Raw genomic sequence first — 26,710 nt, forward strand, 5'->3', positions numbered from 1 at the left:
GGCGTCCCATGCTGCAAACCGCCCGTTCGCTCTGGTCCCTGTCCGCCGCAGACCGGCGTCTTGTCGCGCTGATGCTCGATGCGGGGGCCTTGTCGCGTGCCGAACTCGCGGAGCGGATCGGTGTGACGCGATCGGCGATCACGCAGATGATGGCCAGCCTCGACCGCTTTGGATTGGTGGAAGAAGAGCCCGCGCGCAAAGGCAGCCGGGGTCAACCGGCGCGGCCGATGGCGGTACGCGGCGCGGCGGGCTTCTCCGCCGGCGTCAGTTTCTCGCATGGATATCTCGACGCGGCGATCATCGACATCACCGGGACGGAACGCGCGTATCAGCACCGGATATTGCCCGAGCCGACGCCCGAAGCCGTGGCGAAGGGGGCAGCCGATGCGATCGCTGCCGCCCGCATCGAGGCCGGGATCGGCACGGAGGAATTGCTCGGTATCGGATTCGCGTTGCCCGGCGACTTCCGGGTCGACGCGCCGCTGCTCCAGGCACATCGCTATTTCCCGGCCTTTGACGGCCTGGATGCGCGTGCCTGGTTTCAGGACCGCTTTGCCGAGCGGGTCTTTGTCGAGAATGATGGCCGAACCTGCGCCATGGGCGAGCGTCTGGCCGGGTCGGGGAAGGGCTGCCGCGATTTCATGGCGGTCCATATCGGCCACGGCGTTGGGGGCGGCCTTTTCCTGCACAACCGACTGTATCGCGGTGCCCATTTCAATGCGGGGCCGCTCGGCACCTTCTTCCCGTTGGATCGGCCGCGCCCCTCGGGGCAGGATCTTCTCGAAACCCTGCGGGCGAACGGGATCGATGCGGCCGATTTCGATCGGCTCGACCGGGTCGCCGAAGACCATGGTGACATCATTGCAAAGTGGTGCGACCGCGCCGGGCGACAGCTTGCGCCGTATCTGCATCACGTCGCCAATGTGATCGATCCTGCGCTCATCATCATCGGCGGGCGGCTTTCCGCTTCGCTGCTACAGGATATCGTCAAGGCGACGGGATTGCCGCAGCACGCCTCGCCGGAGCGTTTCGCAGGGCAACCGCCCGTCGTCATTCCTTCGACACTAGGCGCGCGAGCGGGCGCGATCGGTGCCGCTTCCATCCCAATTCTGCATCTGCTCCACCCCGAACCGGCATGAATTGGGCGTAATGGACCTTTGAGGTGCCACGATTGTGCGCGTGTCTCATGCCGCCTTGATAACGGCTTCATGGAACACCAGCCTTGTCGCATTCTCGATCTCAACAGGAAAACGGCGATCGCCTCGCTGACCATCGGCTGTTGCGCACGCCGACCTGCGGCTCGTGGACCCCATCGCCCTTCATCGCCGGTCAGCGCCTGGGCGGCGGCAACACCCGGTCGATCGGAAAGATCACGCCATTGCTTGCCACGATCGGATCGCCGGTCAGCTTCGGCGCGTCGCTACCCGCGCCCAGGACGATCGCTTCGCCCTGCTTGTGGATGATGATCGGCGCACTGCCGACCGTCGCAACCCGGACACTGCCTTTTCGCGCCAGTCCCTGATCCAGATCGGCGCGGGCGACATAGCCCGGCGCGATATGCTGACGAAGCAGCGCGATCAACTGCGGCCGCCCGGCCGCGCTGGCGAGCCGCTGCCGCTCCGCCGCCGGCAGCGCCGCAATCGCCGCATCGGTCGGCGCGAAGAGCGTATAACTGCCGGCACCGTCGAAGGTCCGCTCCAGCCCGGCTTGCTTGACCATCTGCGCCATCGCACCGAGCCCGGCCGCCGCTCCGAGGGCTTTCTTCAGGTTTGGCTGCGTCGTGGTCGCTGCCGTGTTCCCCTCGGCATTTCGGCTGCTGCACGCCGCCAACCCGAGCCCCGATGCCAGCGCGATCGCCGCTACGGTCCATTTCCACGCCGTCACGTGCATCCCCTTTCCCACCATTTTCAGGCCAGCAGCTGGCTTACCGCGCGAACGAGCTGTGTCGTCGGATCGACGTCATAGACATAGCCGTCGCTATACCGATACCAATGATCGGGTCCGTCCGCGAACCGCTCCCGATATGGCATGGGCACATTGTAGAGATCGTAGCCGGGGGGCATCGGGCGCCCCACCGCCCAGTCGTCCCCGGTCAGCAGGCCGGCGATTGAATCGATCCGGCCCGACCCCGGATCGACGGCGAAGATCGCGTCGTCGGCATAGCGATAGTCGTAATCGCCCCGATATCCCGATCCGTAGAAGCGACCATAATAATCCGGCACGCGATAATTCGCGACCTGCCGGGGCCAAAGGTTCCCGCCGGACAGGGCGCCACCGATCAGCGGGATGAAAGCCGAGATGATCCCGCCAAGGCCACCACGCCCGCCGTCGCGGTCGTCGGCGTATCGGTACAAATAGCCGTCCTGATAAGCCCAGTCTCCCGAATCCTGCCAATAGGGCGCGGGATACCAGTCGGCCCAGCTATAGGCGCGTCCCGGTGGCGGGGGCGGCGGCGGGCCTGACGGTTGCCAGTCGTCCGGCGCCGCGCACCCGTCTCGATAGGGGACCAGACCGGGCGGACACCCGGCGCCTGCCGGTATCGGATAGGCTCGATAATCCCGGCGATAATGATCGCCTTCCCACCTTCGCGATGCGAACCAGCCTGCCGGCGCAGCGGGATCGAGTGCCGGACCAGCCGGGCCGTCGGGCGGACCGCCCGGACCGCCCCCCGGACCGGGCCGTGGCCGCCCGGGGCCGCCGGCTTCCCAGCCGCGGGCTGCGGGCCCCCCGTCATCCGGCCCGGCGAAACGTGGTCCGCGATCGGGCGGTCCGCCGGGGCCGCCATCTGGTCCCATCGGTGCCGGCCACGGTCCGGGACCACCTGGCCCCGAACCGCCGGGACCAAAGCCGCCTGGGCCAGGTCCGCGGTCGACATGAGCCTCCGGTCCGGGCCCGCCATCGGGGCGGCCCGGACCACCACGGTCCGGAGCAGGACCACCGGGGCCGCGCGGTCCATCCCCAGGTCCGGGAGGAACCGCGTGCGGCCCGCCCATGCCAGGCCCGCCGCCGCCCGGACCATCTGGACCGCCACCCGGAGGACCAGCCGGATCTCTACCCTGACCCAGGACTGGCGCACCAAGCGCTAACGCAATCGCACTGGCGGCAAACAGGACGGAACGCATACTTGGTCTCCATTGACCCGGATCAGCCTGCAACGCTTCTCGTTGCGGCGGTGTTCCAATCACGCGGCGATGACATTCGTGATTGCGTGCTGTGCCCGTGACTGCCGCCATCGGGGTCAGGACCAGCCTCCGACGCAGGACAGACATGGCGTAGCGCGACGGCGGTGTAGGCGGCGTGCCTCGCAGGTGACACGGACATCGTGGTCGGGCCTGTCGGGTCCGACGCCGATGGCATCGGGCGTGTCAGCTATACCAAGGTATCAGGTTTGATACCAAGGCGACCGGTGCCAGACCGCCGGGCATGGCATAGGAGGCTGCACACGAGGGGCGACCCGCCAGCCAAGGGCGCCGTGCGCAATCGGGGGACCATATATGATCGAAGACAGTAGCAGGCGCTAGACGCCCCGGCCGTCGCCCCAGGGGGACGGCGCCACCGACCGCCCCAAAGATCACATCCGCATCGCCCCGATCCGGTCCCCGACCATCGAGCCGGGTGCGGTGCCACGCGTTTCACAAACGGAATCCAGCCATGAACCACGCCCGCAAGGCGCAGCCTGCCGCTGCGCTCTTCGCCTTCGCCTGCGCCATTGTCGCCCTGCCGGTCCAGGCCGGGGCGCAGACCACTGCCCCCGTTCCCGAAGGGCCGCCGGCTCCGGCTGACGCGTCATCCACGCCATCCCAGTCCGATATCGTCGTGACCGCGAGCAATCGCATCGTCGCCGGCACCGATCGTCCGGTCGCCGCCGGCGAATATCTGCTCGGCAAGGCGGCCTGGTCCGACGTGCTGGCCGGTACCAGCGCGCTGGCGCTCATCAAGAACCTGCCCGGCGTCACCTTCACCTCGACCGACGCTTATGGCCTCGACCTGTCCGACGGCTTCCTGCTGGTCCGGGGCTTTCGCCAGAACGAGTTGGCGGTTACCTTCGAGGGCGTGCCGCTCAACGATGGCAGTTATGGCAGCGTGACCGGCACTGCCCCGCTCAACATCGGTGTCACCGCCAATATCGGCTCGGTTAGCGTCTCGCCCGGCTCGGCAGGGCTCGGTACCTTCTCCAATTCGGTCGACGGGGGCGAGGTCCGCTACATGCTGGCCGATCCGAAGGCCAAGCCGTCGCTGGACCTGATGCAGGGCATAGGGTCGAACGACACCTTCATCACCAGCGCGACCGCCAACACCGGCACGCTGGGATCGGGCGGGCCGCGCGTGTTGCTGGGCGTCGAGCGCATCTCGAAGGACAAATATACCGGTGCGGGATCACAATATATGCTGCGCGCCAACGCCAAGCTGGTGCAGGACCTGCCCTGGGGCGACGTAACGGCGTTCGTCTCCTATTCGCGCGCCAAGATCTGGGGCTATAACAACACGTCCTTCGACATGCTGAACAAGCTGGGCTGGAACGGCACCGACATTCTGTACCCGGATTATGCCCACGCCACCTATGTCAACCAGCCCGGCAACGCCGCCAAGTCGTGCGGCGCGTATAGTTGCGGCACGCTTGCGACGCTGCGCCCCTATGATACCGGCCAGGCGACCCGCGACGTGGTAGCCAGCCTCGCACACCATTTCCACATCGGCGAGCAACTGTCGGGGAGTGTGCAGGCCTATGGAGCGGTCAGCAGTTCGGACATCGAGATTTCGGACGTCTCGACTCCGTCGCAGACCGGCGCACCCTTCTCCTCGCTGGTGTGGCAGACCCGTCCGCGCCGGTTCGGCGGCACCGCGAGCCTGAGCTATCAGACCGGCGACCATATACTGACCACCGGGTTGTGGGTCGAGCGCACCCACGCCTCGTCGGTGTTCGCCTCCTACAACCAGCCGCTTCTCGGGCAGGGCGCGCCGCTGCGCGCGATCGGTCCGTATGATGTCTATGGCCCGGCCTTCCGGTTTACGAATGCCTCGCACTGGCAGACGCATTCGTTCCAGATGTTCGTACAGGATGTGTTCAAGCCGAGCGACGCGCTAACGCTCACCGCCGGGTTCAAGGCGGTGGACTTCACCACCAGTGGCGGTGGGATCGGGCCCGATCAGGCGCCGAACGGGAGGCTGCGCGCGCGCAACGCGTTTCTGCCGCAGCTTCGCGTCGACTGGCGCCCCGACGAGCGGTCGTCGCTGTATTTCGACGTGGCGGAAACCGAAATCGGCTATCGCGTGTCGTCGCGCGGCAATATCGGCCCGATCTCCTCGGCCTGGGCGGCGGACAGCCAGGCGCTGTTCGACGCTGCGCTGCCGACGTTGCGTCCGGAGCGCGACTGGAACTTCACGCTCGGCGGATACCGTTCGTTCGGCGCGGTGCGGATCAATCTGGATGTCTATTACGGCATTATCCTCAACCGGCTGCTCAACGGCACCAGCGGCCTGCAATATGAGCCGGTGCGCTCGGTTGGGATCGTTCCGCGCTCGACGCTGTGGGGTGCGGACGCGATCGTCAGCGCGACGATCGTGCCGGGGCTGGAGATTTCCCAGTCGGCCGCGGTCAGCAAGCTGCGCTATGCCAGCGACCTGAACGTTGCCGGGACGGTGGTGCCGCTGAAGGGCAACTATCAGCCCGGCTATCCCGGCGTCTCGCTGGTAACGCAGCTCACCGCGCGGCACGGGCGCGCGGAGGCGGGGTTCACCAGCACCGTCTATCTCGACCAGCCGTTCAACTATGCCAATGATATCATGGTGCCGAATTACTGGCAGGCCAATGCGCATGTCAGCTACGCGCTGCCGTCGCTCGGTTTCGCGAAGCGCACCACGCTGCGGCTTGACGCCAACAACCTGTTCAACCGGCGCAATATCGGTTCGGTCGGGATCGGCGGCTATTCGGTGACGGGCGATTTCCAGACGTTCATGCGCTCGGCCCCGCGCCAGATCCTGTTGAGCCTGTCGACCAGCCTGTAACGCTCAACCGGATGGCCAGGCGCGGTCGTAGAGTCTCACCAGCGCCGGGACGGAGGTGACGTCGAGCTTGCGCAACGCATGGGCGCGACGCACCTTCACCGTCACCTCGCTGACGCCCAGGCGGTCAGCGATCTGCTTGTTGAGGAGTCCTTCGACCACGCCGTCGATCACCGCGCGCTCGCCCGCGGTCAGGCTGGCGAAGCGGTCGGTGAGGCTGTCCTGCCGCGCATCCGCCGCCCGGGCGGCGGCATCGCGGCGCAGCGCGGCGTTGACCGCGTCGATCAACTCCTGGTTGTCGAAAGGCTTGAGCAGGAAATCGCTTGCCCCCGCCTTCACCGCCCGCATCGCCATCGGCACGTCGCCATGCCCGGTGATGAACACGATCGGCAGGGGATTGCCCTGCCGCGCGAGATCGGCCTGGAACTCCAGCCCGCCCTGACCCGGCATGCGCACGTCGAGCACCAGGCAGCCGGGCGCATCCGGCAGGTCATTGGCGAGGAAATCGACAACGGAGGCATAAGCGGCGGTGGTCATGCCCAGCGTCTCGAACAGGTCGGTCAAGGCGTCGCGGACCGATCGGTCGTCGTCGACGATCCTGATAACGGGCGGCGATGCTCCATTGGCGCTGCGGTTGCTCATCTCGCGGTCACGGTAGCGGGAATTCGGCGACGAAGCACGCGCCGCTGGTCCGACCATGCTCCAGCCGGAGCATGCCACCCTGCGCCTCGACCAGATCGCGCGCGATCGTCAGCCCCAACCCGGAGCCGCCGCGCTTCGACGTCCAGAACGGCTCGAACAGATGTGTCAGGGCATGGTCGGCGACGCCGGGGCCGGTGTCGCTGACGATCAGGCACACGGTCGCGCCGCGCCGTTCGGCGGTGATGCCGACCAGCCGGTCGGGCCCGCCCGCCTCACTGATCGCCTCTATCGCGTTCAGCAGCAGGTTCACGACCACCTGCACCATCTGGACACGGTCGAGCGTCAGAGGCGGAAGCGCTTCGTCGATCGCGGTGGGGTGCAGGCAGATGTCGCGGCGCGCCGCCTCGTCCGCGGCCAGCGCGACGCTTTCGGCGACGATCGTGGCGAGGTCGACGGATTCGCGCACGACCGGCTCGCGCCGCGTCATCGCGCGCATGCGCTCGATCGTGGCCGAGGCGCGCCCCGCATCCTCGACGACGCGCTGCATCGCCAGCCGCGCGCGGGCGAGGTTGGGCGGATCGGCGGCCAGCCAGCGCAGTGCCGTGTCCGCGCTGCTGACCACCCCGGCCAGCGGCTGGTTCACCTCATGCGCGATCGACGCCGTCAGCCCGCCGAGCGTGTTGACCCGTGCCACGCGCAGCAATTGTTCCCGCGCCTGTGCGAACGCCTGTTCGGCCAGCAGAATGCGCCCGCCCATCCACCGCACGATGCTGATCGCGACGATGCTGATGACGAGGTTGACGACGCCCGCCTGCATGTCGCCGCCGCGCGTCAGGATCGAGCTGATGCCGGCGAGCGCGATGCACAACAGGGTATAGCGGGTCGCGACACGCTGCGGAGAGTTCCTGACGATCAGCAGGATCGGGACCACGTAGAAGACGGCGGCGGCGATCTCCAGGTCGGTGATCGTGTCGAGCACGAAGATCGTGATCGTCATCACCGCGATCGCGATCGTGCCGGTATAACGCCGGCTTCGGCGCGCCTGCATGTCCGCGGACATTACATCGATGGGCATCGGCCAGACCCTTTCATCGGATACCCGCGATTGCCGGGCGCACTACTTTTCCGGGTGACGACCGTCATCGGCAAACAGCCCAAATGACCGGGATCCCGCAAAGTCCCGATCCCCCCATCCCGCGATCCACAGCCCGTCATCGCCGCGCGATAGCCGAACCTGCATGCCCTGAGCAACTTGAGCCAGGCCACTGACTGCAGACTATTATTATTTTGCAGCAGCTTGATGGTCGCTTCAGTGATGCGATGGAGGCGTTGCAGACAATAAACGGGCAACGATACCTCGAAAGGTGATCAAGGATAGCATACCGGACGATTGCTCAGGAACAAGAGCAAATATTTGTAAGAATATCTTTGCAAGACGATAGACCTGTCCATTAGCAGCGAATTGCTATAGATCGTCACTTAAGGATCAGCAGCGAGGTAGCATCGTATGACCGCCCCCCGATTTCCCGACATCGACGCCAGCGCTTCATTCCATGTCGAGAACGACACGACCAGCGGATATTGGAGCCATCGGTCCGAAAACACGCTGCCCCCGCCCGACATGATGGGTGCCTATATGCGCAACCGCCCGGTGCCGCCGAGATCGGTCGAGGGTCGCAAGGCGTGGATCATCGGCAGCGGTATCGCGGGGCTGGCGGCAGCGTTCTACATGATCCGTGATGGCGGGATGAAGGGCGAGGACATCACGATCCTCGATGCGGTCGAAGTCGCTGGCGGATCGCTGGACGGCGCGGGCAACCCGCAAGAGGGTTACATCATCCGCGGCGGCCGCGAGATGAACTGGAACTACGACAATCTGTGGGACATGTTCCAGGATGTCCAGGCGCTCGAACTGCCCGAGGGCTACAGTGTTCTCGACGAATATCGCCTGGTCAATGATAACGACCCCAATTTCTCCAAATCGCGCCTCATGCACAAGCAGGGGGAGATTCGCGATTTCTCGACGCTGGGTCTGACGAAGCCCCAGCAATGGGAACTGGTCCGCCTGTTGCTCAAGCGCAAGGAGGAACTGGACGACATTACGATCGAGGATTATTTCAGCGCCGGCTTCCTGGAGACCAATTTCTGGTTTCTGTGGCGGTCGATGTTCGCGTTCGAGAATTGGCAGAGCCTGCTCGAAATGAAGCTGTACATGCATCGCTTCCTCGATGCGCTCGACGGGCTGACCGATCTCTCCGCACTCGTTTTTCCCAAGTACAATCAATATGACAGTTTCGTCCGGCCACTGCTTACCCATCTGCAAAAGGCGGGCGTGAAGGTCCAGTTCGGTACGCGCGCCTATGATCTCGACATGGCGGTCGATGGCGAAAGCCGCACTGTCACCGGCATCAGGGCCAGGGTCGGCGGCAAGGACGAGACGATCGCGGTGGGCGCAAAGGATGTCGTTTTCGCCCTGACCGGATCCATGACCGAAGGCACGGCGTATGGTGACATGGAGACTGTCCCCGTGCTGGAGCGGGGCCGCCACGATCCCGGCGAGGACAGCGATTGGGCCCTGTGGAAGAACCTGGCGCGGAAGGCCCCGGTCTTCGGCAAGCCGGAAAAATTCTGTGGCGATATCGACAAGTCGATGTGGGAGTCGGTCACGCTGACCTGCAAGCCGTCGCCGTTCGTCGACAAGCTGAAGCAACTGGCGGTCAACGATCCCTATTCGGGTCGGACCGTCACCGGGGGTATTATCACCTTTACCGATTCCAACTGGGTGATGAGCTTTACCTGCAATCGCCAGCCGCATTTCCCGGACCAGCCCGATGATGTGCTGGTGGTATGGGTTTATGCGCTGCTGATGGACAAGGAAGGCAATTACATCAAGAAGCCGATGCCCGCCTGCACCGGCCGCGAGATTATCGCTGAACTTTGCTATCATCTCGGCATCGCGGACCAGATCGACGCGGTGGTGGCGAACACCAAGGCGCGACTGGCGCTGATGCCCTACATCACCGCTATGTTCATGCCGCGCGCCGCCGGGGACCGGCCGCATAGCGTCCCGGCAGGCTGCACCAATCTCGCGCTGATGGGCCAGTTTGTCGAAACCGCCAACGACGTCATCTTCACCATGGACAGTTCGATCCGTACCGCGCGCGTGGGTGTCTATACCCTGCTGGGGTTGCGCAAGCAGGTGCCGGACATCAGTCCGGTCCAGTACGACATCCGAAACCTGCTGAAAGCGGCGCGCGCGCTGAACAACGGCGAGCCGTTCGTTGGCGAGCGACTGCTCCACCGGCTGCTGGACAGGACCTATTTCGCCCACATCCTGCCGCCGCTTCCTCATTCGGATACGTCCCTGGGCGAGCGGGCGGAAAAGGAACTCGGTGAACTGCTGGGCAAGGGCGAAGCGGTGGTCGGCCGCATCGCCGGCTGGTTGAATCGCGTCCGCGAGAATTTCAAGGACGGCAAAAAGAACGATTGAAGAGAAGCAGGACGAGAGAGGCTCGTATGAAAGCACCGTCGATCAGCCACTATCCGACCATCGGGGCGCTCCTGCTTGTGATCGGCGCGACCGGATGCACCGCAACGGCCGCGCCCGAACACCAGCGCGTAGGATTGGCCAATCCGGCTTCGGCCTACTGCACGAAGCAGGGCGGCACACTGGAGATCCGCAAGGGCGAAGCCGGCGAAACCGGCTATTGCCACTTCCCCGATGGCCGGGTGGTCGAAGAATGGGCGCTCTACAGGGCGCAGGGCGGGACTGGCTCGCCGGTGCCATCCGGCGACAACTCGCGCGATGCACTGGATTGGGCAGGCACCTATCGCGGCGTGCTGCCCTGCGCGGATTGCGACGGGATCGAGACCATCGTCACGCTGAAAGCCGATGGCAGCTATGCCAGCCGCTCGCGCTATCTCGGTCGGGACAGCAAGCCCTTCACCGAGGACGGTACATTCCGATGGGATGCCGCGGGCGGCACGATCACGCTTTCCGGCCAGGAACCTGCACGCTATCGGGTGGGCGAGAACAGGCTGGTCCGGCTGGCGCTCGACGGGACGCCGATCACCGGGGCGCTGGCCGATCATTATGTGCTCGAGAAATCCAGTGAAGGCATCACCGAAAAATACTGGAAGCTGGTTGAACTGAACGGACGGCCGGTCGCCGCCACCGAGCAGCAACCTCATCTGATTCTGAAGGCCGAGGGCAGTCATGTTACGGGCTTTGGCGGGTGCAACAGCTTCACCGGCACCTACACCCTCGATGAAAAGGCCTCGCGGATCACGTTCGAGCAAATGGCGTCAACCATGCGCGCCTGTACCAAGGGCATGGATGTCGAACGGGCGTTCAGCGAAATGCTCAGCCGCGTGGACAATTATTCGCTGAACGGGGACCACCTTACCCTCAATCGCGCGCGGATGGCTCCACTTGCGCGGTTCGAAGCCGTCTCGTTACGCTGAGGCCGCAAACGACCATCTGAACGTCCAGGAACCTGGCTCATGATGGGATCTTTGCGATGCGGCGCATCATCCGTCAGATGGAAGCGATTGGCGACTGCCACACCAGCGACAGCCAAGGAAAGAGGCGTCGATTGCCGCCATCAGCGTCAGCGTCTCCGCCGTCTCCGGCACCGGCGCATGGTAGAATGACGACCGGCCGATCGACAGGTGGCACCCTGTCCGTCCTATCCGGCATCCTCGTCGGGGAGGCACAGTGGACTGCGGGGAAGGACGACCCGCACCTCGAAACCGCGCGGAACGAGGTTGGTGAGGTGTAATCGGCCCCCATGCGCCTTGACGATCATGTCCGCGATGCTGAGGCCCAGGCCAAATCCATCATGCCCGCCGCCGCGAAAGGCGTCCATGCGCGCGAATGGTTCCAGCATCGCGGTCAGGCGATCGGCGGGAATGCCCGGCCCCTCGTCACGGACGGCGATCCCGATCGCCACATCGCTGCTCGTCACCTCGATATCGGCGCGATGGCCATATTTGATGGCATTGTCGATCAGGTTCTGGAGGCACCTGTGCAAGCTCTGGGGATATCCTACGATCGTGCCGGCCATCGCCCCGCGAAGCGACACCGGCATCCCCTGATATGTCAGGTTCCGGATCATCCTTTGCAGGAGCGCATCCACGTCGACGTCCACTGCAAAGCTTCTATCGGCCTCGTTGGTTACGAACGCGAGCGCGGCCTCCACCATCGCCTCCATGTCGGTGAGTTCGTCGCGGAAGGTCTGCCGGGCACGGTCATCGGACATCAGTTCGGTGTGAAGACGTAATCGTGTCAGCGGGGATCGCAGATCGTGCGATACCGCTGCGAAGAATCGGTCGCGCTCGTCGAGGTTGGCGATGATACGCGCCTGCATCGCGTTGAAGGTCTCCGCCGCGCGTCTAACCTCGCGTGGTCCCTTTACCTCTATGGGAGGATGGCGGACGTCCCGCCCGAGCGCCTCCGCCGCGTTCGTCATGCGCGCGAGCGGTGCCAAAGCCAGCCTGACCGCCAGGAACGTCAGCAGCGCGACGGCGAACAGACGCAGCACGTAGATTCGAATGACATAATCCGCCACCACGGCGGCATTGGATGTCTCAGCACCATTCTCATCCTCGGCTCCGGTCGCGACAAACCATGGTGCACCGGGAGCCGCGCGGACCGCGACCTGGAAGGCGGCGACGGGGTTGCGTACGTTGAGCAGGCCGGCCCCGGCTAACGGGCGTCGATCATCGCCGAGCAGGCGAGCCCGAAGCACGCGAACCTCCACCGGATGTTCATAATGCCGCTGGATTACCGACGCGATCAAGGCTTGCGTGCGGTCGATATCCGCGTCGATAGGCGGTTGCACGGGCAAGCGGTTCAGCAGGCTCAGGTGAAATCCCGGCCTGTCGAGCACGCGAAGCGCGGCGGCGCGCTCCGTCGGCGGTCGATCGAGCACCACCCGCATGGCGTCAGCGACGCGGGCCGCGAAGACCCGTGTCGGTATCTCAAGCAGCGCCCTTCGACGGCTTTCCGACCAGATCGTTCCCGTCAGGATCTGGGCAAGCAGAAGCCCGCCGATAATGATGAGCGCGATGCGAGTGGAGAGCGATTGCGGGCTTGCCCGCCATCGCGGCCATTTGGCTTTCATTCGGCCGCGTTCGCCGCGATGTCGGCGGTGAGCATATATCCACCGTTGCGGATCGTCCGGATGAAGCTGGGATTGCGGGCGTCGTCTCCGAGGGCTTGTCGCAAGCGGCTGACGCACATGTCGATGGAGCGGTCGAGCGGGCCGGAGGTTCTGCCACGTACCCGCTCGGCCAGTTCGTCACGGCTGAACGTGCGATATGGGTGCAGGAGGAGGGCGAGCAGCACCAGCCCGTCGGCCGGGCCGATCGTAACAGGCTGGCCGCCTTCTACTGGGTGAAGCAGATTTCGACGGGGATCGAACGACCATTCGCCAAACCGGATGGTGTCGGGCATGTTCGAAGACTGGGCATTGACGTTGTGTCGGCGGAGAACGACGCGGATGCGCGCAAGCAATTCGCGGGGATCGAACGGCTTGGGCAGATAGTCGTCAGCGCCCATCTCCAGACCGAGTATGCGGTCCAGAAGCTCGCCGCGGGCGGTCAGCATGATGACGGGAATCTTGGGACCGTCGCTCAGCTGGCGGCAGAGCGTCAACCCGTCGATGCCGGGCAGCATAAGATCAAGGACGATGAGGGCGGGCTTGCGCCGCGCTATTTGGGTCCACATGGCCTTGCCATCGGGAACCCCCGACGCCGCATAACCGGCACGCTCCAGATAGGTGATCAGCAATTCCCTGATGCCCGCGTCGTCGTCGACGATCAGTATGTCACGCATCCTCAGCGCCCTGCGGACAAGCCGACGACCGGGCGAGGCAGGCCTCGCAGCCTGGTGACATGGGGTGACAAATCTCGGAGCCTCGTGATCAAACCGGACAATTTCGTTCTGTACGCCAACGGACGGCACCCCCAAGAGATCAGCTGAATGCGAATGCCACGCATTATATAACAGGGGCGTATGTGAAACATCAATTCCGTGGCGGTCTTCTCCGCCGTCTTCACCTTTCCTCCAGTTCGGCTGCGTTTCTTGCCCTCGCTGCGACCGTCGCCTTGGGTCAATCCGCGTCGGCAGAAGAGCGCGATGGAATCGCCAGGGATGATGAAACTGCGGCGAAGCAGGATATCACAGTGTTGGGCAAGCGCACGGAAGGAAGTGACAGCTACACCAAGCATGACGCCGATACGGTTACCGGGCTTCGCCTCTCAATTCGCGAGACCCCGCAGACTGTGACGGTGCTGACACGCCAACTGCTCGACGACCAGCAGATTGAGACCATGGACGACGTCCTGCAAACCACGCCCGGCGTCACATCGTCGCAACTCGACAACGCTGGCCGGAGTACCTACCGCGCACGCGGCTTCGATATCACCAACTATCGTGTCGATGGCGCCCAGGTCGACGGGCAATCGACATTTGGTGGTGCGGGTGCATCGACCAACATCGATCTTTACGACAATCTCCAGATCGTACGGGGCGCAAACGGCTTGCTGGGGGGGACAGGCGATCCCTCCGCCACCATCTATCTCCTACGCAAGCGTCCCACGAAGACCTTATCCGGGATTGGCGCGCTGACGCTGGGCAACTGGGGACGGCGTCGTCTCATGGGCGACCTCAACCTGCCGATCACGAAGGGCGGCGAGGTTCGTACCCGCCTCGTGTACAGTGACGAGGCAACCGACACGTTCCGGGATCGGGAGCATGTCGACCGGCAGGGGCTTCTGGCCAGCGCCGAGGTCGACTTGACGCCGCGCTCGACCCTGAACATCGGCGTGCAGTATGAGAAGACGGTAAATGACGGTGCCTCCTGGGGTGCCAATGTGCCGATCTGGTTTGCCGATGGTACGCTCGCGAAGCTCCCGCGCAGCACCAATCCTGTGGCGGATTGGAGTGAGGCGCGCCGCAAAACGACCACGGGCTTCGTCAATCTGGACCATCGATGGGGGGCGGACTGGCATCTTCGTGTCAGCTACAATCGCACACGGGGTAGCGCTTTCAATGATCTGGGCGTCGCCAAGGCGAACAACGCGGCCCGTAGCGTCGGCGGCTTCGCGGGTTTCTTCCATCAAGACGGGACCGGCGGTTTCCTGAACGCCATCCATTCGGAATATGAGAACCGGCGCGATAACATCGATGCCGCCGTCGATGGCACGATCCACGTTTTCGGGCGAGAGCATATGCTCATGGCCGGTTTCAACGGGTATTGGGACACCGTGACCAACTATGCGTTCAGCTTTGCGCTGGGCAATTGCAATATCCTTGGCAAGCGGCCGTATAGCGGTTGTCAGTATCGCAGTGATGGGCTGCCGATCGCGGATTGGCGCGCCTGGGACGGATCATATGCTCGCCTCAATACCTATCGGACCGATGCACGGGCCGTTGACCGCACCCGCAATCTTGGTGGCTATGTCGCAACGCGGCTCGATCTGGCCGATCCGCTGAAGGTCATCCTCGGCGCGCGCCTCAGCGACTTCAAAAGCACGGGTGGAGACTATAACGCCGCAAACCGCTTCACCGCCGATTCCACGATCACGCATGAGAAGGGCGTCTTTACGCCATATGCCGGCATCGTATTCGACATGACCAGGGCGTTATCGCTCTACGCAAGCTATACCAGTGTCTTCACGCCGCAGGGAGACTTGCGGGACGCCAACGACGCGCTTCTGAAACCGATCACCGGGAAGAGCTATGAGGCTGGGGTCAAGGGATCGTTCAATGACGGGCGACTGAACGCATCGCTAGCCGTCTTCAACAACAGGCAAAGCAATGTCGCGGAGAATACCGGCCTTCTCAACGATCGGACAGGCAATGCCGTGTATCGCACGGTCGATGGGGTCCGATCGCGTGGCGTCGACATCGATGCATCGGGCATGGTGCTGCCGGGGTGGAACATCCTGTTTGGTTACAGCTATCTGGATGTCGACGGGCTGAGCTATCAGCGCGATCCGAGCCATCAGGTGCGCCTGTCGACAAGCTACACGTTGCCGGGTTCCTGGAACCGTCTAACGGTCGGAGGCGGCTTGTCCGCACAGAGCAAGACGACATGGTCCACCAATCCCGGAAGACCGCTTGGTGGAGGTCGGTACGACGCGACCAATTTGACAGTCAGCGGCTACATGCTCGCCAACCTGCTGGTCCGATACCGGATCAATGACCATCTGCAGATCGGGGCGAACGTCACAAATCTCACGGACAAGACATACTACCGCCAATACGGTTTCTATGATGGCCTGATTTACGGTGAACCGCGTTCATACAGCGTGAATATGCGTGCTCGTTTTTGAGGTGCTCCTCAATCGAACTGACATGGCCATATAGCTGGGCAGCCCCAACAATCCTCGCGTGAACGGGCCGAACGGAGGCGACGGATGCGTCAGGCAGGATTCTTCGGGCTATCGGAATAGTGGATGCGGCTGTCGGACAGTGGCGACCCGCCGGAGATGATGGTGCGGGTCGTGGATTTCGGGATATTCCGGCCGGCGCTGGAGAAGGTGCCGGCACACGGTGACGTGGCGAAGCGCGGCCGACCGGATTACGACCCGGTGGCGTTTGCAAGGTGCTGATCCTGGCGGCACTGAGCATGGTGAGCGACGCGTAAGCGGGGCAACTTGGCAATAGGCCGCAGATCGTCGACGCCACGCTGGCGGTCGCGCCCCGCCGGGGCCAATGCGAAACGCTCCGTCGTGCGTGCCCGCATCGGACAGGTGTTTGCCCGGGAGAAGGATCGGATGAGGCTGTTTATCCGCACCATCGGCATCGGTCCGCGCCGCATCGCGATCTGCTTCGCCAACCCGGCCTACAAGATCGATCGCCTGATCTTCCGCGAACGACGTGCAACCATGGGACGGCGGTGCCTGGCGCGGAGGCTCCCCGCATTGGAACAGCCAAAAACAGCTCGACGAAACCGCCGTCATCGCCGTCCGGCACGTCGATAGGGGAGCATCTTCTTGAGCGTTGCGAAAGGATTTTGAAGTAGCAGCTATCGCACCCTATACGGGCAATACAGGGTGTACGTTGGAAATGATTGCAGTTATCGATCTGGCAAAGGGGGTAGTACATTGAAAAAATATGCGATGACCTTCGCCTTGTTGTTGTGCGGCGCACAGCCCGCTTACGCTCAGGATGCCGTCGTTGGCCAACCGGAACGGTCGTCCCCGGTCGTGGAAGAAAGACCGACTTGGGCGTTGCAGGTCACGCCCTATCTGTGGGCGCCCGGGCTCAAAGGGAATATTTCCCCATTTCGGCACGCCCCGACGATCGGTGTCAGGAAATCATTCTCCGATGTGATGGATGACTTCAATGTCGGCGGCTTCATCAATGTGTGGGGGCGCCGTGATCGGTTCGTCTTCTCGGTCGATGCGATGTATATCAGCACGACGGACGGTCGTGGCACTGGTTCGCTGCAGGCGTTCCAGATTCCGGGCCTGGGCGTTGCGATCCCCCCAGGTGCCAGCGTCGACGCAAAGGTCGATAGCAAACAGTTCACGGCTACCGTGCTGGGCGGCTACCGCTTCCTCGACACCCCGCAATTCACGCTTGATGGTCTGGCGGGCGCGCGTTTCTGGCATATCTCCAACGATGTTGCGGTCACGGCGAGCCATGCCGCCATCGGAACCCGGTCAGCCAGCCACGGTGAAGACTTTAGCTGGCTGGACCCGGTGGTTGGGGTGCGGGCATTCCTTCCAGTGACGGAAAAGCTCTCTCTGCAAGGACAGGCAGATGTCGGTGGCTTCGGTGCGGGTTCCAACCATACATGGTCGGGACTGGTGACGGTCAATTATGTCTTTTCCGGTCCTCTATCCGCCTCGGCGGGATATAAGGTCCTGGATGTCGATTATGATCATGGCGGGCACGTCTATGACACGCGGCTGAGCGGCCCGGTTCTAGGCTTAACTTATCGGTTCTAGCGCTACCCTGGCAGAAGTGCGGGATGCGTGTCTAATGGGCTCCCGCCACAGTGAGGGCATTGGCGCGGCGGAGGCGTGGCCCGGAGACTCTTTTTTCCGGCCCGCCTGCGCGAACCTTTGTGTTTGCAAGACGGCGTAGGCCATCATTGTCGTGAGGCCGTCGCGATGCAACCCCATCCAGGATCGCTCTTCGACGTGGTCGAGGCCGAGTGAACTGCTGCCGGTTCCATAGACACGAGGTTAAGCTACCTGCGCCTGCCGCGCGAAGTCCATGGGGCCGCTCAAGAGCCCCTCAGTGTGCGGTGGCAAGCGTCTTTGCTGCGCCCCCCGGCCCCAGCCCACCATCGATAGCCACCATCGATTTGACCTTGCGCGCGCACCGGGTCATCAATCGGGCATGCAGCACCATGTCTCCCGTCGCCAGACCCTGATCGGGTTCACCGCCCTGACCGCCGCGGCTTCGGTGCGTGCGGCGCTGCCCCTGGCCGATGGGGCGGGGGAGGCGGGGGCGCTGCTCGATCGGCTGGCCTGGCGGTTGCTGGCGCTGGTGCCGGAACGGGCGACGACGCTGGGTGTCGATACCGGCGCGCAGGCGGGCTTGCGACGGGCGCTGGAGGATCGCTCGCCCGCCGGGGTCGCGGCGCGGCAGCGGTTCCTGACCCAGGCGCTGGCCGAACTGGCGCGGATGCCGCGGGACGGGCTCGACCCCTCGACCGCGACCAGCATGGCGGTGGTCGAGACCGCGTTCCGCACCGCGCTGGACGGCATGGCGCTGCCTTATGGCGTGGCGACGATCGGCGACTGGCGCAACACGCCCTATGCGGTCATCCAGAATGTCGGCGCGTGGCTCGACGTGCCGCAGATGCTCGACGGTGACCAGCCGGTACGCGACGCGGCCGATGCCGGGGCCTATCTGGCGCGGCTGGCAGCGACGCCAGCACAGCTGGATGGCGAGACGCTGCGCATCCGGCTGGCGCGCGAACAGGGGCTGGTGCCGCCCGCCTTCCTGCTCGACAAGACGATCGCGGGAATGACCCGCACCATCGCCGAGGCGGAGAAGGCCGACGGTCCCTTTGTCGGCCCGCTGGCGCGCAAGGGCGCGGGCGTGCCCGGTGACTGGACGGCGCGGTCGCAGGCAATCGTCCGCCGCGCGATCATCCCCGCGCTGGAGCGGCAACTGGCCGAGCTGCGCGTGCAGCGGGGCGTCGCGACCGACCAGGCTGGGCTGGGCGTGCGGCCGCATGGCGAGCAATGGTATGCCTGGGGCCTGCGCGCCGGCACCACCACGACGCGCAGCGCGGCGGAACTGCACGCCATGGGCCGCGCGCGGCTGACGGACTTGCAGGCGCAGATGGACGTGATCCTGCGCGCCGCCGGGCTGACCCGGGGCAGCGTCGCAGAGCGGACCATCGCGTATCAGAAGCGGCCGGGCATCGGCTTTCCCGACGGCGATGCCGGGCGCACCGCGATCATCGCCTATATGCAGGAACGCATCGACGCGATCCGCCCTCACTTGCCGCAAGCGTTCCGCCGTCTGGCGCGCGGGCATCTGGAAATCCGCCGGATGCCCCCCGCGCAGGAACCGGGCGCGCCCGCGGCCTATGGCGGCCCCGGCACGATCGACGGGCGCGAACCCGGCAAGATCTGGGTCAATCTGGGGGATCCGTCGATCCACAACCGCGTGACCATCCCCGATCTGGTCTATCATGAGGGGATACCGGGCCATGTCTGGCAGGGCGAATATGCGCAGGCGCTGCCGTTGATCCGTTCGGTCCTGGCGTTCAACGCCTATTCGGAAGGCTGGGCGCTCTATGCCGAGCAGCTCGCCGACGAACTGGGCATGTATCAGGACGATCCGGCGGGGCGGCTGGGCTATCTGATGGGGCTGGCATGGCGCGCGGTGCGGTTGATCGTCGATACCGGCATCCACGCCATGGGCTGGACCCGCGACCGGGCGCTGGCCGAGTTCATCGCCGCCACCGGCCTGCCGCGCAGCAATGCGGTGAGCGAGGTCGACCGCTATTGCGCCTGGCCGGGCCAGGCCTGCGGCTATGAAGTCGGCCGTGCCGAGATCGTCGCACAGCGGACGCGGGCGCAGGCGGCGCTGGGCGCGCGCTACGACCTGCGCGATTTCGACCAGGCGGTGGTCGATGGCGGCAATGTGCCGCTGACCGTGCTGGCGGCCAATGTGACCCGCTATATCGACGCCACCGCGCGCGCCCGCTGACCGGCGGCGCGCCAGCCCGTCCCGCTCGTTCATCAAAACGACCAAAATGGGCGCTACCGCGCGCCCACTGCCCCTGACCGAGCGTGTCGGCCAGGGCGATGAATGGCACCTTGGCACAGGGTAATGAACGACAGTTTTTCGAACGGCGTTTTCGGGCAGATGCGGGCCCAATCCCTCGCGCACCACCGCACGAACCTGATCAGGATCTTCGGTGATCTGCGGCTTGAAGCGGCCCGGTCGAAGGTCGACTTTGTCCAGGACTGTCGCGGTTCCCATGATGGCGGGCTGTTACTGAGCGGGGAGGGGCCTCCGCATATCGTCCACAAGGCCGAGGATCGATCGCGGGCGAAGCGGATATCGGTGTTCATGGTCGAGGAGGGGCGCGTCTACATGACCAGCGCCGGGCGCAGCTATCATCTTGAAAGCGGCCAGCTCTGCATTCTCGACCAGAGCATGCCGCTGCAGATCGAGCATCTGACCCCGTACCGGATCCGATCGCTGCTCGTCCCGCGCCATTATGTTCCCTTTTTCACCAGTCGGCAGGCGGCGATGGTCAACCGCCCGATCGACACCAGCTCGGGCGCCGCGCGGATCCTGCGCCATCTGGCGTCGGACGTGCCGTCGGGCTGCGCATCCGACCCGGCCTATTCGGCGAGCTGGAACGTGTTGTGCAGCACGGTCGCGCATGTCCTGCAGGAGTTGCTGCGCAGCCAGGCCGACCATGCGGACGAGAATTGGGCGATCGCGAAAAGCCGCCTGTTCCTGGAGAATCACTATCAGGATGAGGATTTGCGGCAGGAGGATGTGGCGAAACATGCCGGCATCTCGCTGCGCACCTTGCACCGCCTGCTGGCGGGCAACGGGACATCCCTGGCCCAGCTGACACAGGATATCCGGCTGGGCCATGCCAAGCGCCTGTTGCTGGACCCCCGTTGTTCGGACATCCCGATCGCCTCCATCGCGCATGAGGTCGGCTTCAAGAACGCCGCGCATTTCAGCCGTGTGTTCCGCGAACAGGTCGGCGAGACCCCCGGACGGTGGCGGCACGCCGCCGCGGCCTGATTCCCGGGCAGGTCATGGGTGACATTTTCATGACGCGGCGTGGCGCAAATGGAATAGCGATGCGGCTGGCCCCGTCATTGTGACGGCTCGCCGGCCGCTCTAGGTCGCGCCCGGGGAAAAGCTTCACTTCGGGGGTTCCATTGACGACACGAAACAGGCTCGGCCGCTGGATGGCGCACAGCGTCCTGGCGACGGCACCGATCACGCTGCTGCTGCCGAACGCCGCCCATGCCCAGGCGGTGGCGAATGCGTCCACCAAGCCGGTCGCGGCGGAGGACACCAATGACGCCGGCGACGTCGTGGTCACGGCGCAGCGCACCAAGGAGCGGCTGCTCGACGTGCCGCTGTCGGTCTCGACGCTCAGCGGGCAGCGGCTGGACAGCCGCTTCAGCGGCGGCGACACGATCCTCGCGCTCGCCGGTGCGGTGCCGGGCCTTTATATCGAGACCTCGGGCGGGCGCACCGCGCCGCGGCTCTATATGCGCGGCCTGGGCAATACCGACTTCAACCAGGCGGCGTCGCAGCCGGTATCGGTCGTCATCGACGACGTGCCGATGGAAAAATCGGGCCTGCGTTCCTACCCGATCTTCGACATCGACCGGGTCGAGGTCGTCCGTGGCCCGCAGGGCACGCTGTTCGGGCGCAACACCACGGCCGGCATCGTGAAGTTCGACTCGCGGCGTCCGACGATGGAGACCGAAGGCTTCGTCCGCGCCTCGATCGGGTCGTACAGCAGCGCCAATGTCGAGGCGGCCGTTGGCGGCCCGATCGTCACCGATACGCTGGCGGTGCGCGTGTCGTTCCTGTCGCAGAACCGGGCCGACTGGATCAACAACGGCTTCACCGGCGAACGGAATGCGCTGGGCGGCTATAACGATATGGCCGAGCGTGCGCAGATCCTCTGGACGCCCGCCCCGAATGTCTCGGCCCTGTTCCTGTACCAGGGCCGGACGCTGCGCGGCAATTCCTCGACCCCGTTTCGCGCGAACATTCTGACCAAGGGTTCGAACGCGCTGAACGGCAATTACCACCGCGATACCGTATTCTATGACGGCGGCGGCAATCAGCGTTCGGAGGCCGATCAGGAAGGCTATACCGCGCAGCTCAACTGGCAGTTCAGCGATCTGACTCTGACCTCGATCTCCTCGCTCCAGAGCCTGTGGCGCTATGGCCGCGCCGATGTGGATGGCGGCTATGGCCCGGGCTCGCGCGGGTCGGGCCCCGGCGTCATCCCGTTCCCGGTCGATACGGGATCGGAGTCCAATATCCGCCAGTTCTCGCAGGAATTGCGGCTCGCCAGCGGTTTCACGGGTCCGTTCAACTTCCAGGTCGGCGCCTTTTATTTCTCCGACCGGCTGAACTTCAAGGACCGCACCGCGGCCGAGCCTTCGCCCAGCCCCAGCGAGATCGGGATCCGGTCGACCAGCCTGCTGGAGAACAAGTCCTGGGCGGTGTTCGCGCACGGCACCTATGACCTGCTCGACGCGCTGCGCCTGACGGTGGGTACGCGCTACACGCATGACGAAAAGGACGAAAAGTTCGACGCGCCGACCACGTCGAGCCGTTATGCGCTGGCCCAGCGGGCCAAGCCGATCCATCTGGAAGGCAATAATCTGAGCTGGGACGTGGCGCTGTCCTATCATCCGACCGCGCAGTCGCAAATCTATGGCCGCATCGCGACCGGCTTCCGCGCGCCGACCATCCAGACGACGCTGACCACCGATCCGACCGCCACGACGGCGCGGTCGGAAAAGATCACGTCCTATGAGGTCGGCTACAAGGCCAACCTGTTCCGGCGGCTCAGCCTGGATGCGGCGGCCTTCTACTACCGCATCTCGGACATGCAGCTGACCGCCGTCGGCGGCGACACGCCCGATGGCGCGATCAGGCTGCTCAACGCCAAGGCCGGGATCGGCTATGGCTTCGAGGCGGACGCGAACTATGCCGTGACTGATCGCCTTCGCCTGACGGCGGGCTTTGGCTATGCCAAGACCCGGATCGACGAGCCCGGCCTGTCGACCGGCGTGTGCTTCTCGTGCACGGTCCTCGACCCGCGCAACCGCCTGGGCCGCGCCATCATCGACGGCAATTCCTTCGCCCAGGCGCCGTTGTGGACCGCCAATGCCGATCTCGACTATCGCTATCCGGTCTCGCCCGACGCGGAACTCTTCCTCTTCACCGACTGGCGGCTGAAGGGGCGGACGAACTTCTTCCTGTACGACAGTATCGAGTTCGTCACCGGTACCCAGGTCGAGGGCGGCGCGCGTGTCGGCTATCGCAACAAGCGGCACAATTATGAGGTCGCGGCCTTTGCGCGCAACATCACCAATGCCAGCAACCTTCTGGGCGGCATCGATTTCAACAACCTGGCCGGTTATGTGAACGAACCGCGCATCATCGGGGCGGAGGTGCGCATCGGCTTCTAACAGGCCGCATCATAGGATACTCCCATCCGAAGAGCGTTTGCAGGACCCTGGCGCATGTCCCATCCCCCGTTCGATCGTCGGCATCTCCTGTTGGGGATGGGCGCGACCTTGAGCCTGCAAACGCTCTTTCCGCTGTCCAACGGCCTGGCCGCCGACATATCGGGCCGCGCATCGGGCCGTGACCCGTTCCGGCTCGGGGTCGCATCGGGATCGCCGACCTCCAGCGCCGTGGTGCTGTGGACCCGCCTCGCGCCCGATCCGCTCGCCGAGGGCGGGGGCATGCCGCCCCGCGCCGTGCCGGTCCGCTGGGTCATGGCGCTCAGCCCGGACCTGTCCCGACCCGTGGCATCGGGAACGGCCACCGCCCGGCCCGACCGGGCGCACAGCGTCCATGTCGATGTGCGCCATCTCGCGCCCGACACACGCTATTGGTATCGCTTCTTCGTCGGCGATGCGGCGTCGCCGATCGGCGCGACGAAAACGCTGCCCGCGCCATTGTCGTCCACGCGTGAGGTCCGCTTCGCCACGCTGTGCTGCCAGAATTATGCACATGGCTATTTCACGGGCTATGACGCGATCGTCGAGGACGAGCCGGATTTCGTCCTGCATCTGGGCGACTATATCTACGAGACGGATTTCGGGACGCCGGTGCGTCCGCACGAAACCACCGCGCCGCTCGACACGCTGGACGCATTTCGCCGCCGTCACGCCCTGTACAAGATGGACCCCTCGCTCGCACGGGCCCATGCCATGCTCCCGTTCTTCGCCACGCTCGACAATCACGACGCGGCGATCGATGCCTCGCCCGCCACCCGGTCCATCCGCGCGCTCGCCTATCGCGCTTGGCTGGAACATATGCCGGTCCGCCACTTTCTGGAGCCCGACGGCCATGCCAATATCGCCCAGTCGATCGTGGTCGGCGATCTGGTGCATATCGCGGTGCCCGATACGCGCCAGTTCCGCGATACGCAGGCCATATGCACCGCCAGCGCAACGCCCCAATGGGGCTTCGGCAATTACCGCATCGCCTGCGACAATATGGACGATCCGCACAGGACCATGCTGGGCGTTGCGCAGGAGCAAAGGCTCCAGGCGGATTTCCGGCGGTTGCGCCGCCGGTGGAACGTGCTGGCGTCGACCGTGCCGGTCGCGCCGTTCGTCATGGCCGACGGCCCCTATCGCCGGGCCTATGTCGCGTCCTGGGACGGCTATCCCGCCGCGCGCCAGCGCCTGCTCTCGGGCCTGCGCGCCGCAGGGATCGGCAATGTCGTGGTGCTGAGCGGCGATGTCCACTCGTCCTGGATCATGGATCTGCGGGAAAGGGCCGACGATCCCGCCAGCCTGATCGGGACCGAGATCGTCGCGACCTCGCTATCGTCCGACTGCCCGCGCGCGCTGTCCGATCCCATGACCGCCAATGTGTCGCACAACCCGCATGTCCGCTTCTTCGATGTCGACCGGCGCGGCTATGTCCTGAACACCGTCGATCGCGATCACTGGCGCGCGGCGCTGAAATTCGTCGATGATGTAAAGGTCAAGGGCGGCACGACCCGGACGGGCAAGCAGGTCGTCATCGCGGCGGGCAGGCCGGGAATCCAGGATCTGGTATAGCGGGGGCGGGGCGCCCCCGTCGCGCCAATCCGGATCGCCCCGAAACCACGTCACCAACCGGCGGTTCGCCGCCGCTTCCACAAGAATGAGTGCCTTCGACCGCTATGCCAATGCCACGCCGCTGGACGTCCATCCTCTTTCTCTGGTTGCTCGGCGTGCTGGCCGCGGCCCAGCTCGCGAAAATCTCGGTGATCGCGCCGGTCCTCAGGTCGCGCTTCGGCCTGACCCTGACCGAGACGGGCTGGCTGATTTCCCTGCTTGAGGTCGGCGGCGGCCTGTTCGGCTTCGTGGCCGGTCTCGGGCTGGGCCGCGTGGGATGTCGGCGGGCGCTCCTCTCGGGGCTGGTCCTGCTGGCCGTGAGCGGCCTTTGGGAAGCGAGCGCCTCGTCCGCCATCCCGCTCTTCGCCGCGCGCGCGATGGAAGGCCTTGCCTATCTCCTCGTGGTGATCGCCGCGCCGACGACGATCGCCACGATCGCCGACGCGCATGCTCGGCCCCGCGCGCTGGCGTTGTGGAGCACGTTCGTGCCGGTCGGCGTCGCGATTGGCAGCGCGGTGACCAGCCTCGCGCTTGCGCCCTGGGGGCTGCGCGGCGTGATGCTGGGCTGGGCGATGCTGGTCATGGCGGCGATCCCGATCGCCATCCGCCTGCCGATCGGGCACGGTATCGAGAATCGCATCGCATTCCCGCCCGCGCCAGCCTGGCTCGCGACCATCGCATTCGGCCTCTACACGCTCTCGATCTGCGCGCTCACCATGTTGTTGCCGACCTATCTGGTCGAGCAGCGCGGCGCGGCGATCAGCACCTCCGGCCTGATCGCCGCGCTCGCGTCCGGTGCCACGCTTCCGGCCTTCGGGTTCGCGCTTTGGGCGATGCGGGGCGGCGCGCCCGGGCGGCGAACGATGATCCTGATCGCGACGCCCGCACTGGTCGGCGCCGGCGCGCTTGGTGCGGCGGCGTTCACTGGCGGTACCGGCCTGGCGGGGGCGTCGATGCTGGCGGTCCTCGCCATCGGTGTGGGTGGCATCGTGTCGCCGCTGATGTTCGCCCGGCTGCCGGTGTTGGCGGGGGTGCGGCGGGGGGACGATCCGCGGATCGCCAGCGCCAATGGCCTTCTGACCCAGTTCGGCGCCGGCGGCGCGCTGCTCGGCCCGCCCCTGGCCGCGCGCCTCGTCGAGCATGCGGGCTGGCAAGCGCTCGGCATCGCCTTTGCCCTCCTTTCGTTAGCCATGCTGGCCACGCTCATCGCGGCGGAACAACTGTCCTTGCGGACAGCCGCCTGACGCATGGGTGGACAATGGCCAGTCGGGGGCTGGAGCAGCCTTAGTTTTACATAATGATTGTTATCGATCTTGGGGATTCTAAGCGGGTGTAGACGCAATGTACAAATGTCACCTGTCGAGCCGATCTGCCGGGAACTGGCGGTCGCCCCCTCCTCGTATCATCAGCATGCCGCGCGCCTTGCCGACCCGGGCAGGCGTTCCGCTCGCGCCCGGCGGGACGACGAGCTGAAGGGGCACATCCGGCGCGTTTATGAGGCAAGTTTCGGCCTGTACCCGCGCACGCTTCATCCGCACCGGATCACAGGTCCAGGGGTCGTGTCCGTCAACGTGGTGTAATTTCGGGGGTGGCCCCGGGCCGCATCGTTCAGGCGGCCTTGGGTGTAATCTGTAGCGGCGTCACCTCCTCGATCTGTGGTGTGGCGAGAGCGGCCATTCCCTCGATCTGCATGTAGCGGCTCTGGAGCTGGTACTCGTCGTTCTGTTCGAGCAGC

Annotated in this window: 19 protein-coding genes and 3 pseudogenes; 14 read left to right on the forward strand and 8 right to left on the reverse strand. The window is 65.1% G+C overall.

Translation table 11 applies throughout. From position 1 onward, the window contains the following. Positions 1–8: 8 nt before the first annotated feature. Entirely contained in the window at positions 9–1,139 is a 1,131-nt protein-coding gene (locus RN629_RS16335) for an ROK family transcriptional regulator (RefSeq protein WP_407036182.1), read from the forward strand. A gap of 190 nt (positions 1,140–1,329) precedes the next feature. On the opposite strand, the gene RN629_RS16340 is transcribed toward RN629_RS16335, so the two are convergent. Together RN629_RS16340 and RN629_RS16345 are read right to left on the reverse strand one after the other, a co-directional pair. Beyond that, a complete protein-coding gene (locus RN629_RS16340; protein ID WP_407036183.1) occupies positions 1,330–1,884 on the reverse strand; it encodes a fasciclin domain-containing protein in 555 nt (184 codons plus the stop codon). 23 nt (positions 1,885–1,907) lie between these two features. Continuing rightward, on the reverse strand, positions 1,908–2,354 hold the full coding sequence (locus RN629_RS16345; RefSeq protein ID WP_407036184.1) for a hypothetical protein: 447 nt from the start codon (positions 2,352–2,354) through the stop codon (positions 1,908–1,910). A gap of 1,297 nt (positions 2,355–3,651) precedes the next feature. Between RN629_RS16345 and RN629_RS16350 the strand changes: the two genes are divergently transcribed. After that, positions 3,652–6,006, forward strand: a complete 2,355-nt coding sequence (locus RN629_RS16350; RefSeq protein ID WP_407036185.1) for a TonB-dependent receptor — start codon at positions 3,652–3,654, stop codon at positions 6,004–6,006. Positions 6,007–6,009: 3 nt separating this feature from the next. Here the strand turns inward: RN629_RS16350 and RN629_RS16355 are convergent, their stop codons facing one another. Continuing rightward, positions 6,010–6,645: a response regulator transcription factor gene (locus RN629_RS16355; RefSeq protein ID WP_407036186.1), complete on the reverse strand. Its 636-nt coding sequence runs from the start codon at positions 6,643–6,645 to the stop codon at positions 6,010–6,012. 7 nt (positions 6,646–6,652) lie between these two features. Beyond that, a complete protein-coding gene (locus RN629_RS16360) occupies positions 6,653–7,720 on the reverse strand; it encodes a sensor histidine kinase (protein ID WP_407036187.1) in 1,068 nt (355 codons plus the stop codon). Positions 7,721–8,152: 432 nt separating this feature from the next. On the opposite strand from RN629_RS16360, the gene RN629_RS16365 reads away from it, so the two are divergent. Next, positions 8,153–10,135, forward strand: a complete 1,983-nt coding sequence (locus RN629_RS16365; RefSeq protein WP_407036188.1) for an oleate hydratase — start codon at positions 8,153–8,155, stop codon at positions 10,133–10,135. A gap of 26 nt (positions 10,136–10,161) precedes the next feature. Further along, a complete protein-coding gene (locus RN629_RS16370; protein ID WP_407036189.1) occupies positions 10,162–11,109 on the forward strand; it encodes an META domain-containing protein in 948 nt (315 codons plus the stop codon). Positions 11,110–11,196: 87 nt separating this feature from the next. Here the strand turns inward: RN629_RS16370 and RN629_RS16375 are convergent. From RN629_RS16375 to RN629_RS16385, 3 genes and pseudogenes are all read right to left on the reverse strand, one after another. Next, a pseudogene (locus tag RN629_RS16375) lies at positions 11,197–11,316 on the reverse strand (IS3 family transposase); the annotation flags it as partial. Between the two features lie 17 nt (positions 11,317–11,333). After that, positions 11,334–12,770 carry an ATP-binding protein gene (locus RN629_RS16380; protein ID WP_407036190.1) on the reverse strand — a complete coding sequence of 479 codons (1,437 nt, stop codon included), beginning with the start codon at positions 12,768–12,770 and terminating at the stop codon, positions 11,334–11,336. Continuing rightward, positions 12,767–13,483, reverse strand: coding sequence for a response regulator (locus tag RN629_RS16385; RefSeq protein ID WP_407036191.1), 717 nt, complete (start codon positions 13,481–13,483; stop codon positions 12,767–12,769). The genes RN629_RS16380 and RN629_RS16385 overlap by 4 nt, the downstream gene beginning before the upstream one ends. 182 nt (positions 13,484–13,665) lie before the next feature. Between RN629_RS16385 and RN629_RS16390 the strand changes: the two genes are divergently transcribed. The 10 genes and pseudogenes from RN629_RS16390 to RN629_RS16435 all read left to right on the forward strand — a co-directional run. Then, a complete protein-coding gene (locus RN629_RS16390; RefSeq protein ID WP_407036192.1) occupies positions 13,666–15,987 on the forward strand; it encodes a TonB-dependent siderophore receptor in 2,322 nt (773 codons plus the stop codon). A 123-nt stretch (positions 15,988–16,110) separates the two neighbouring features. Continuing rightward, the gene (locus tag RN629_RS16395) at positions 16,111–16,266 is read left to right on the forward strand and encodes a hypothetical protein (RefSeq protein ID WP_407036193.1); all 156 of its coding nucleotides are present in this window, start codon (positions 16,111–16,113) and stop codon (positions 16,264–16,266) included. A 165-nt stretch (positions 16,267–16,431) separates the two neighbouring features. Beyond that, a complete protein-coding gene (locus RN629_RS16400; protein WP_407036194.1) occupies positions 16,432–16,638 on the forward strand; it encodes a hypothetical protein in 207 nt (68 codons plus the stop codon). 123 nt (positions 16,639–16,761) lie between these two features. Continuing rightward, positions 16,762–17,610: a porin family protein gene (locus RN629_RS16405; protein WP_407036195.1), complete on the forward strand. Its 849-nt coding sequence runs from the start codon at positions 16,762–16,764 to the stop codon at positions 17,608–17,610. 397 nt (positions 17,611–18,007) lie between these two features. Continuing rightward, a complete protein-coding gene (locus tag RN629_RS16410) occupies positions 18,008–19,837 on the forward strand; it encodes a DUF885 domain-containing protein (protein WP_407036196.1) in 1,830 nt (609 codons plus the stop codon). Positions 19,838–19,960: 123 nt separating this feature from the next. Further along, positions 19,961–20,899 carry a helix-turn-helix transcriptional regulator gene (locus RN629_RS16415; RefSeq protein ID WP_407036197.1) on the forward strand — a complete coding sequence of 313 codons (939 nt, stop codon included), beginning with the start codon at positions 19,961–19,963 and terminating at the stop codon, positions 20,897–20,899. Positions 20,900–21,069: 170 nt separating this feature from the next. After that, positions 21,070–23,325 carry a TonB-dependent receptor gene (locus RN629_RS16420; protein ID WP_407036198.1) on the forward strand — a complete coding sequence of 752 codons (2,256 nt, stop codon included), beginning with the start codon at positions 21,070–21,072 and terminating at the stop codon, positions 23,323–23,325. 54 nt (positions 23,326–23,379) lie between these two features. Further along, positions 23,380–24,936, forward strand: a complete 1,557-nt coding sequence (locus tag RN629_RS16425) for an alkaline phosphatase D family protein (RefSeq protein WP_407036199.1) — start codon at positions 23,380–23,382, stop codon at positions 24,934–24,936. A gap of 104 nt (positions 24,937–25,040) precedes the next feature. Continuing rightward, positions 25,041–26,219 (forward strand): MFS transporter, encoded by a 1,179-nt coding sequence (locus tag RN629_RS16430; protein WP_407036200.1) that lies wholly within the window; start codon positions 25,041–25,043, stop codon positions 26,217–26,219. Positions 26,220–26,333: 114 nt separating this feature from the next. Continuing rightward, positions 26,334–26,534, forward strand: a pseudogene (locus RN629_RS16435) (IS3 family transposase); the annotation flags it as partial. Positions 26,535–26,583: 49 nt separating this feature from the next. On the opposite strand, the pseudogene RN629_RS16440 reads toward RN629_RS16435, so the two are convergent. After that, a pseudogene (locus tag RN629_RS16440) lies at positions 26,584–26,710 on the reverse strand (IS256 family transposase); the annotation flags it as partial.

Source organism: Facivitalis istanbulensis, from assembly GCF_040560405.1.
Taxonomy (GTDB): domain Bacteria; phylum Pseudomonadota; class Alphaproteobacteria; order Sphingomonadales; family Sphingomonadaceae; genus Sphingomonas; species Sphingomonas istanbulensis.

Excerpts from the sequence above, each read along its gene's own strand:
- RN629_RS16335 (WP_407036182.1), top strand. The coding sequence starts at position 9 with ATGCTGCAAACCGCCCGTTCGCTCTGGTCCCTGTCCGCCGCAGACCGG.
- RN629_RS16350 (WP_407036185.1), top strand. The coding sequence starts at position 3,652 with ATGAACCACGCCCGCAAGGCGCAGCCTGCCGCTGCGCTCTTCGCCTTC.
- RN629_RS16355 (WP_407036186.1), bottom strand. The coding sequence starts at position 6,645 with ATGAGCAACCGCAGCGCCAATGGAGCATCGCCGCCCGTTATCAGGATC.
- RN629_RS16360 (WP_407036187.1), bottom strand. The coding sequence starts at position 7,720 with ATGCCCATCGATGTAATGTCCGCGGACATGCAGGCGCGCCGAAGCCGG.
- RN629_RS16365 (WP_407036188.1), top strand. The coding sequence starts at position 8,153 with ATGACCGCCCCCCGATTTCCCGACATCGACGCCAGCGCTTCATTCCAT.
- RN629_RS16370 (WP_407036189.1), top strand. The coding sequence starts at position 10,162 with ATGAAAGCACCGTCGATCAGCCACTATCCGACCATCGGGGCGCTCCTG.
- RN629_RS16380 (WP_407036190.1), bottom strand. The coding sequence starts at position 12,770 with ATGAAAGCCAAATGGCCGCGATGGCGGGCAAGCCCGCAATCGCTCTCC.
- RN629_RS16385 (WP_407036191.1), bottom strand. The coding sequence starts at position 13,483 with ATGCGTGACATACTGATCGTCGACGACGACGCGGGCATCAGGGAATTG.
- RN629_RS16395 (WP_407036193.1), top strand. The coding sequence starts at position 16,111 with ATGCGGCTGTCGGACAGTGGCGACCCGCCGGAGATGATGGTGCGGGTC.
- RN629_RS16400 (WP_407036194.1), top strand. The coding sequence starts at position 16,432 with ATGAGGCTGTTTATCCGCACCATCGGCATCGGTCCGCGCCGCATCGCG.
- RN629_RS16410 (WP_407036196.1), top strand. The coding sequence starts at position 18,008 with ATGCAGCACCATGTCTCCCGTCGCCAGACCCTGATCGGGTTCACCGCC.
- RN629_RS16415 (WP_407036197.1), top strand. The coding sequence starts at position 19,961 with ATGAACGACAGTTTTTCGAACGGCGTTTTCGGGCAGATGCGGGCCCAA.
- RN629_RS16420 (WP_407036198.1), top strand. The coding sequence starts at position 21,070 with ATGGCGCACAGCGTCCTGGCGACGGCACCGATCACGCTGCTGCTGCCG.
- RN629_RS16425 (WP_407036199.1), top strand. The coding sequence starts at position 23,380 with ATGTCCCATCCCCCGTTCGATCGTCGGCATCTCCTGTTGGGGATGGGC.
- RN629_RS16430 (WP_407036200.1), top strand. The coding sequence starts at position 25,041 with ATGCCAATGCCACGCCGCTGGACGTCCATCCTCTTTCTCTGGTTGCTC.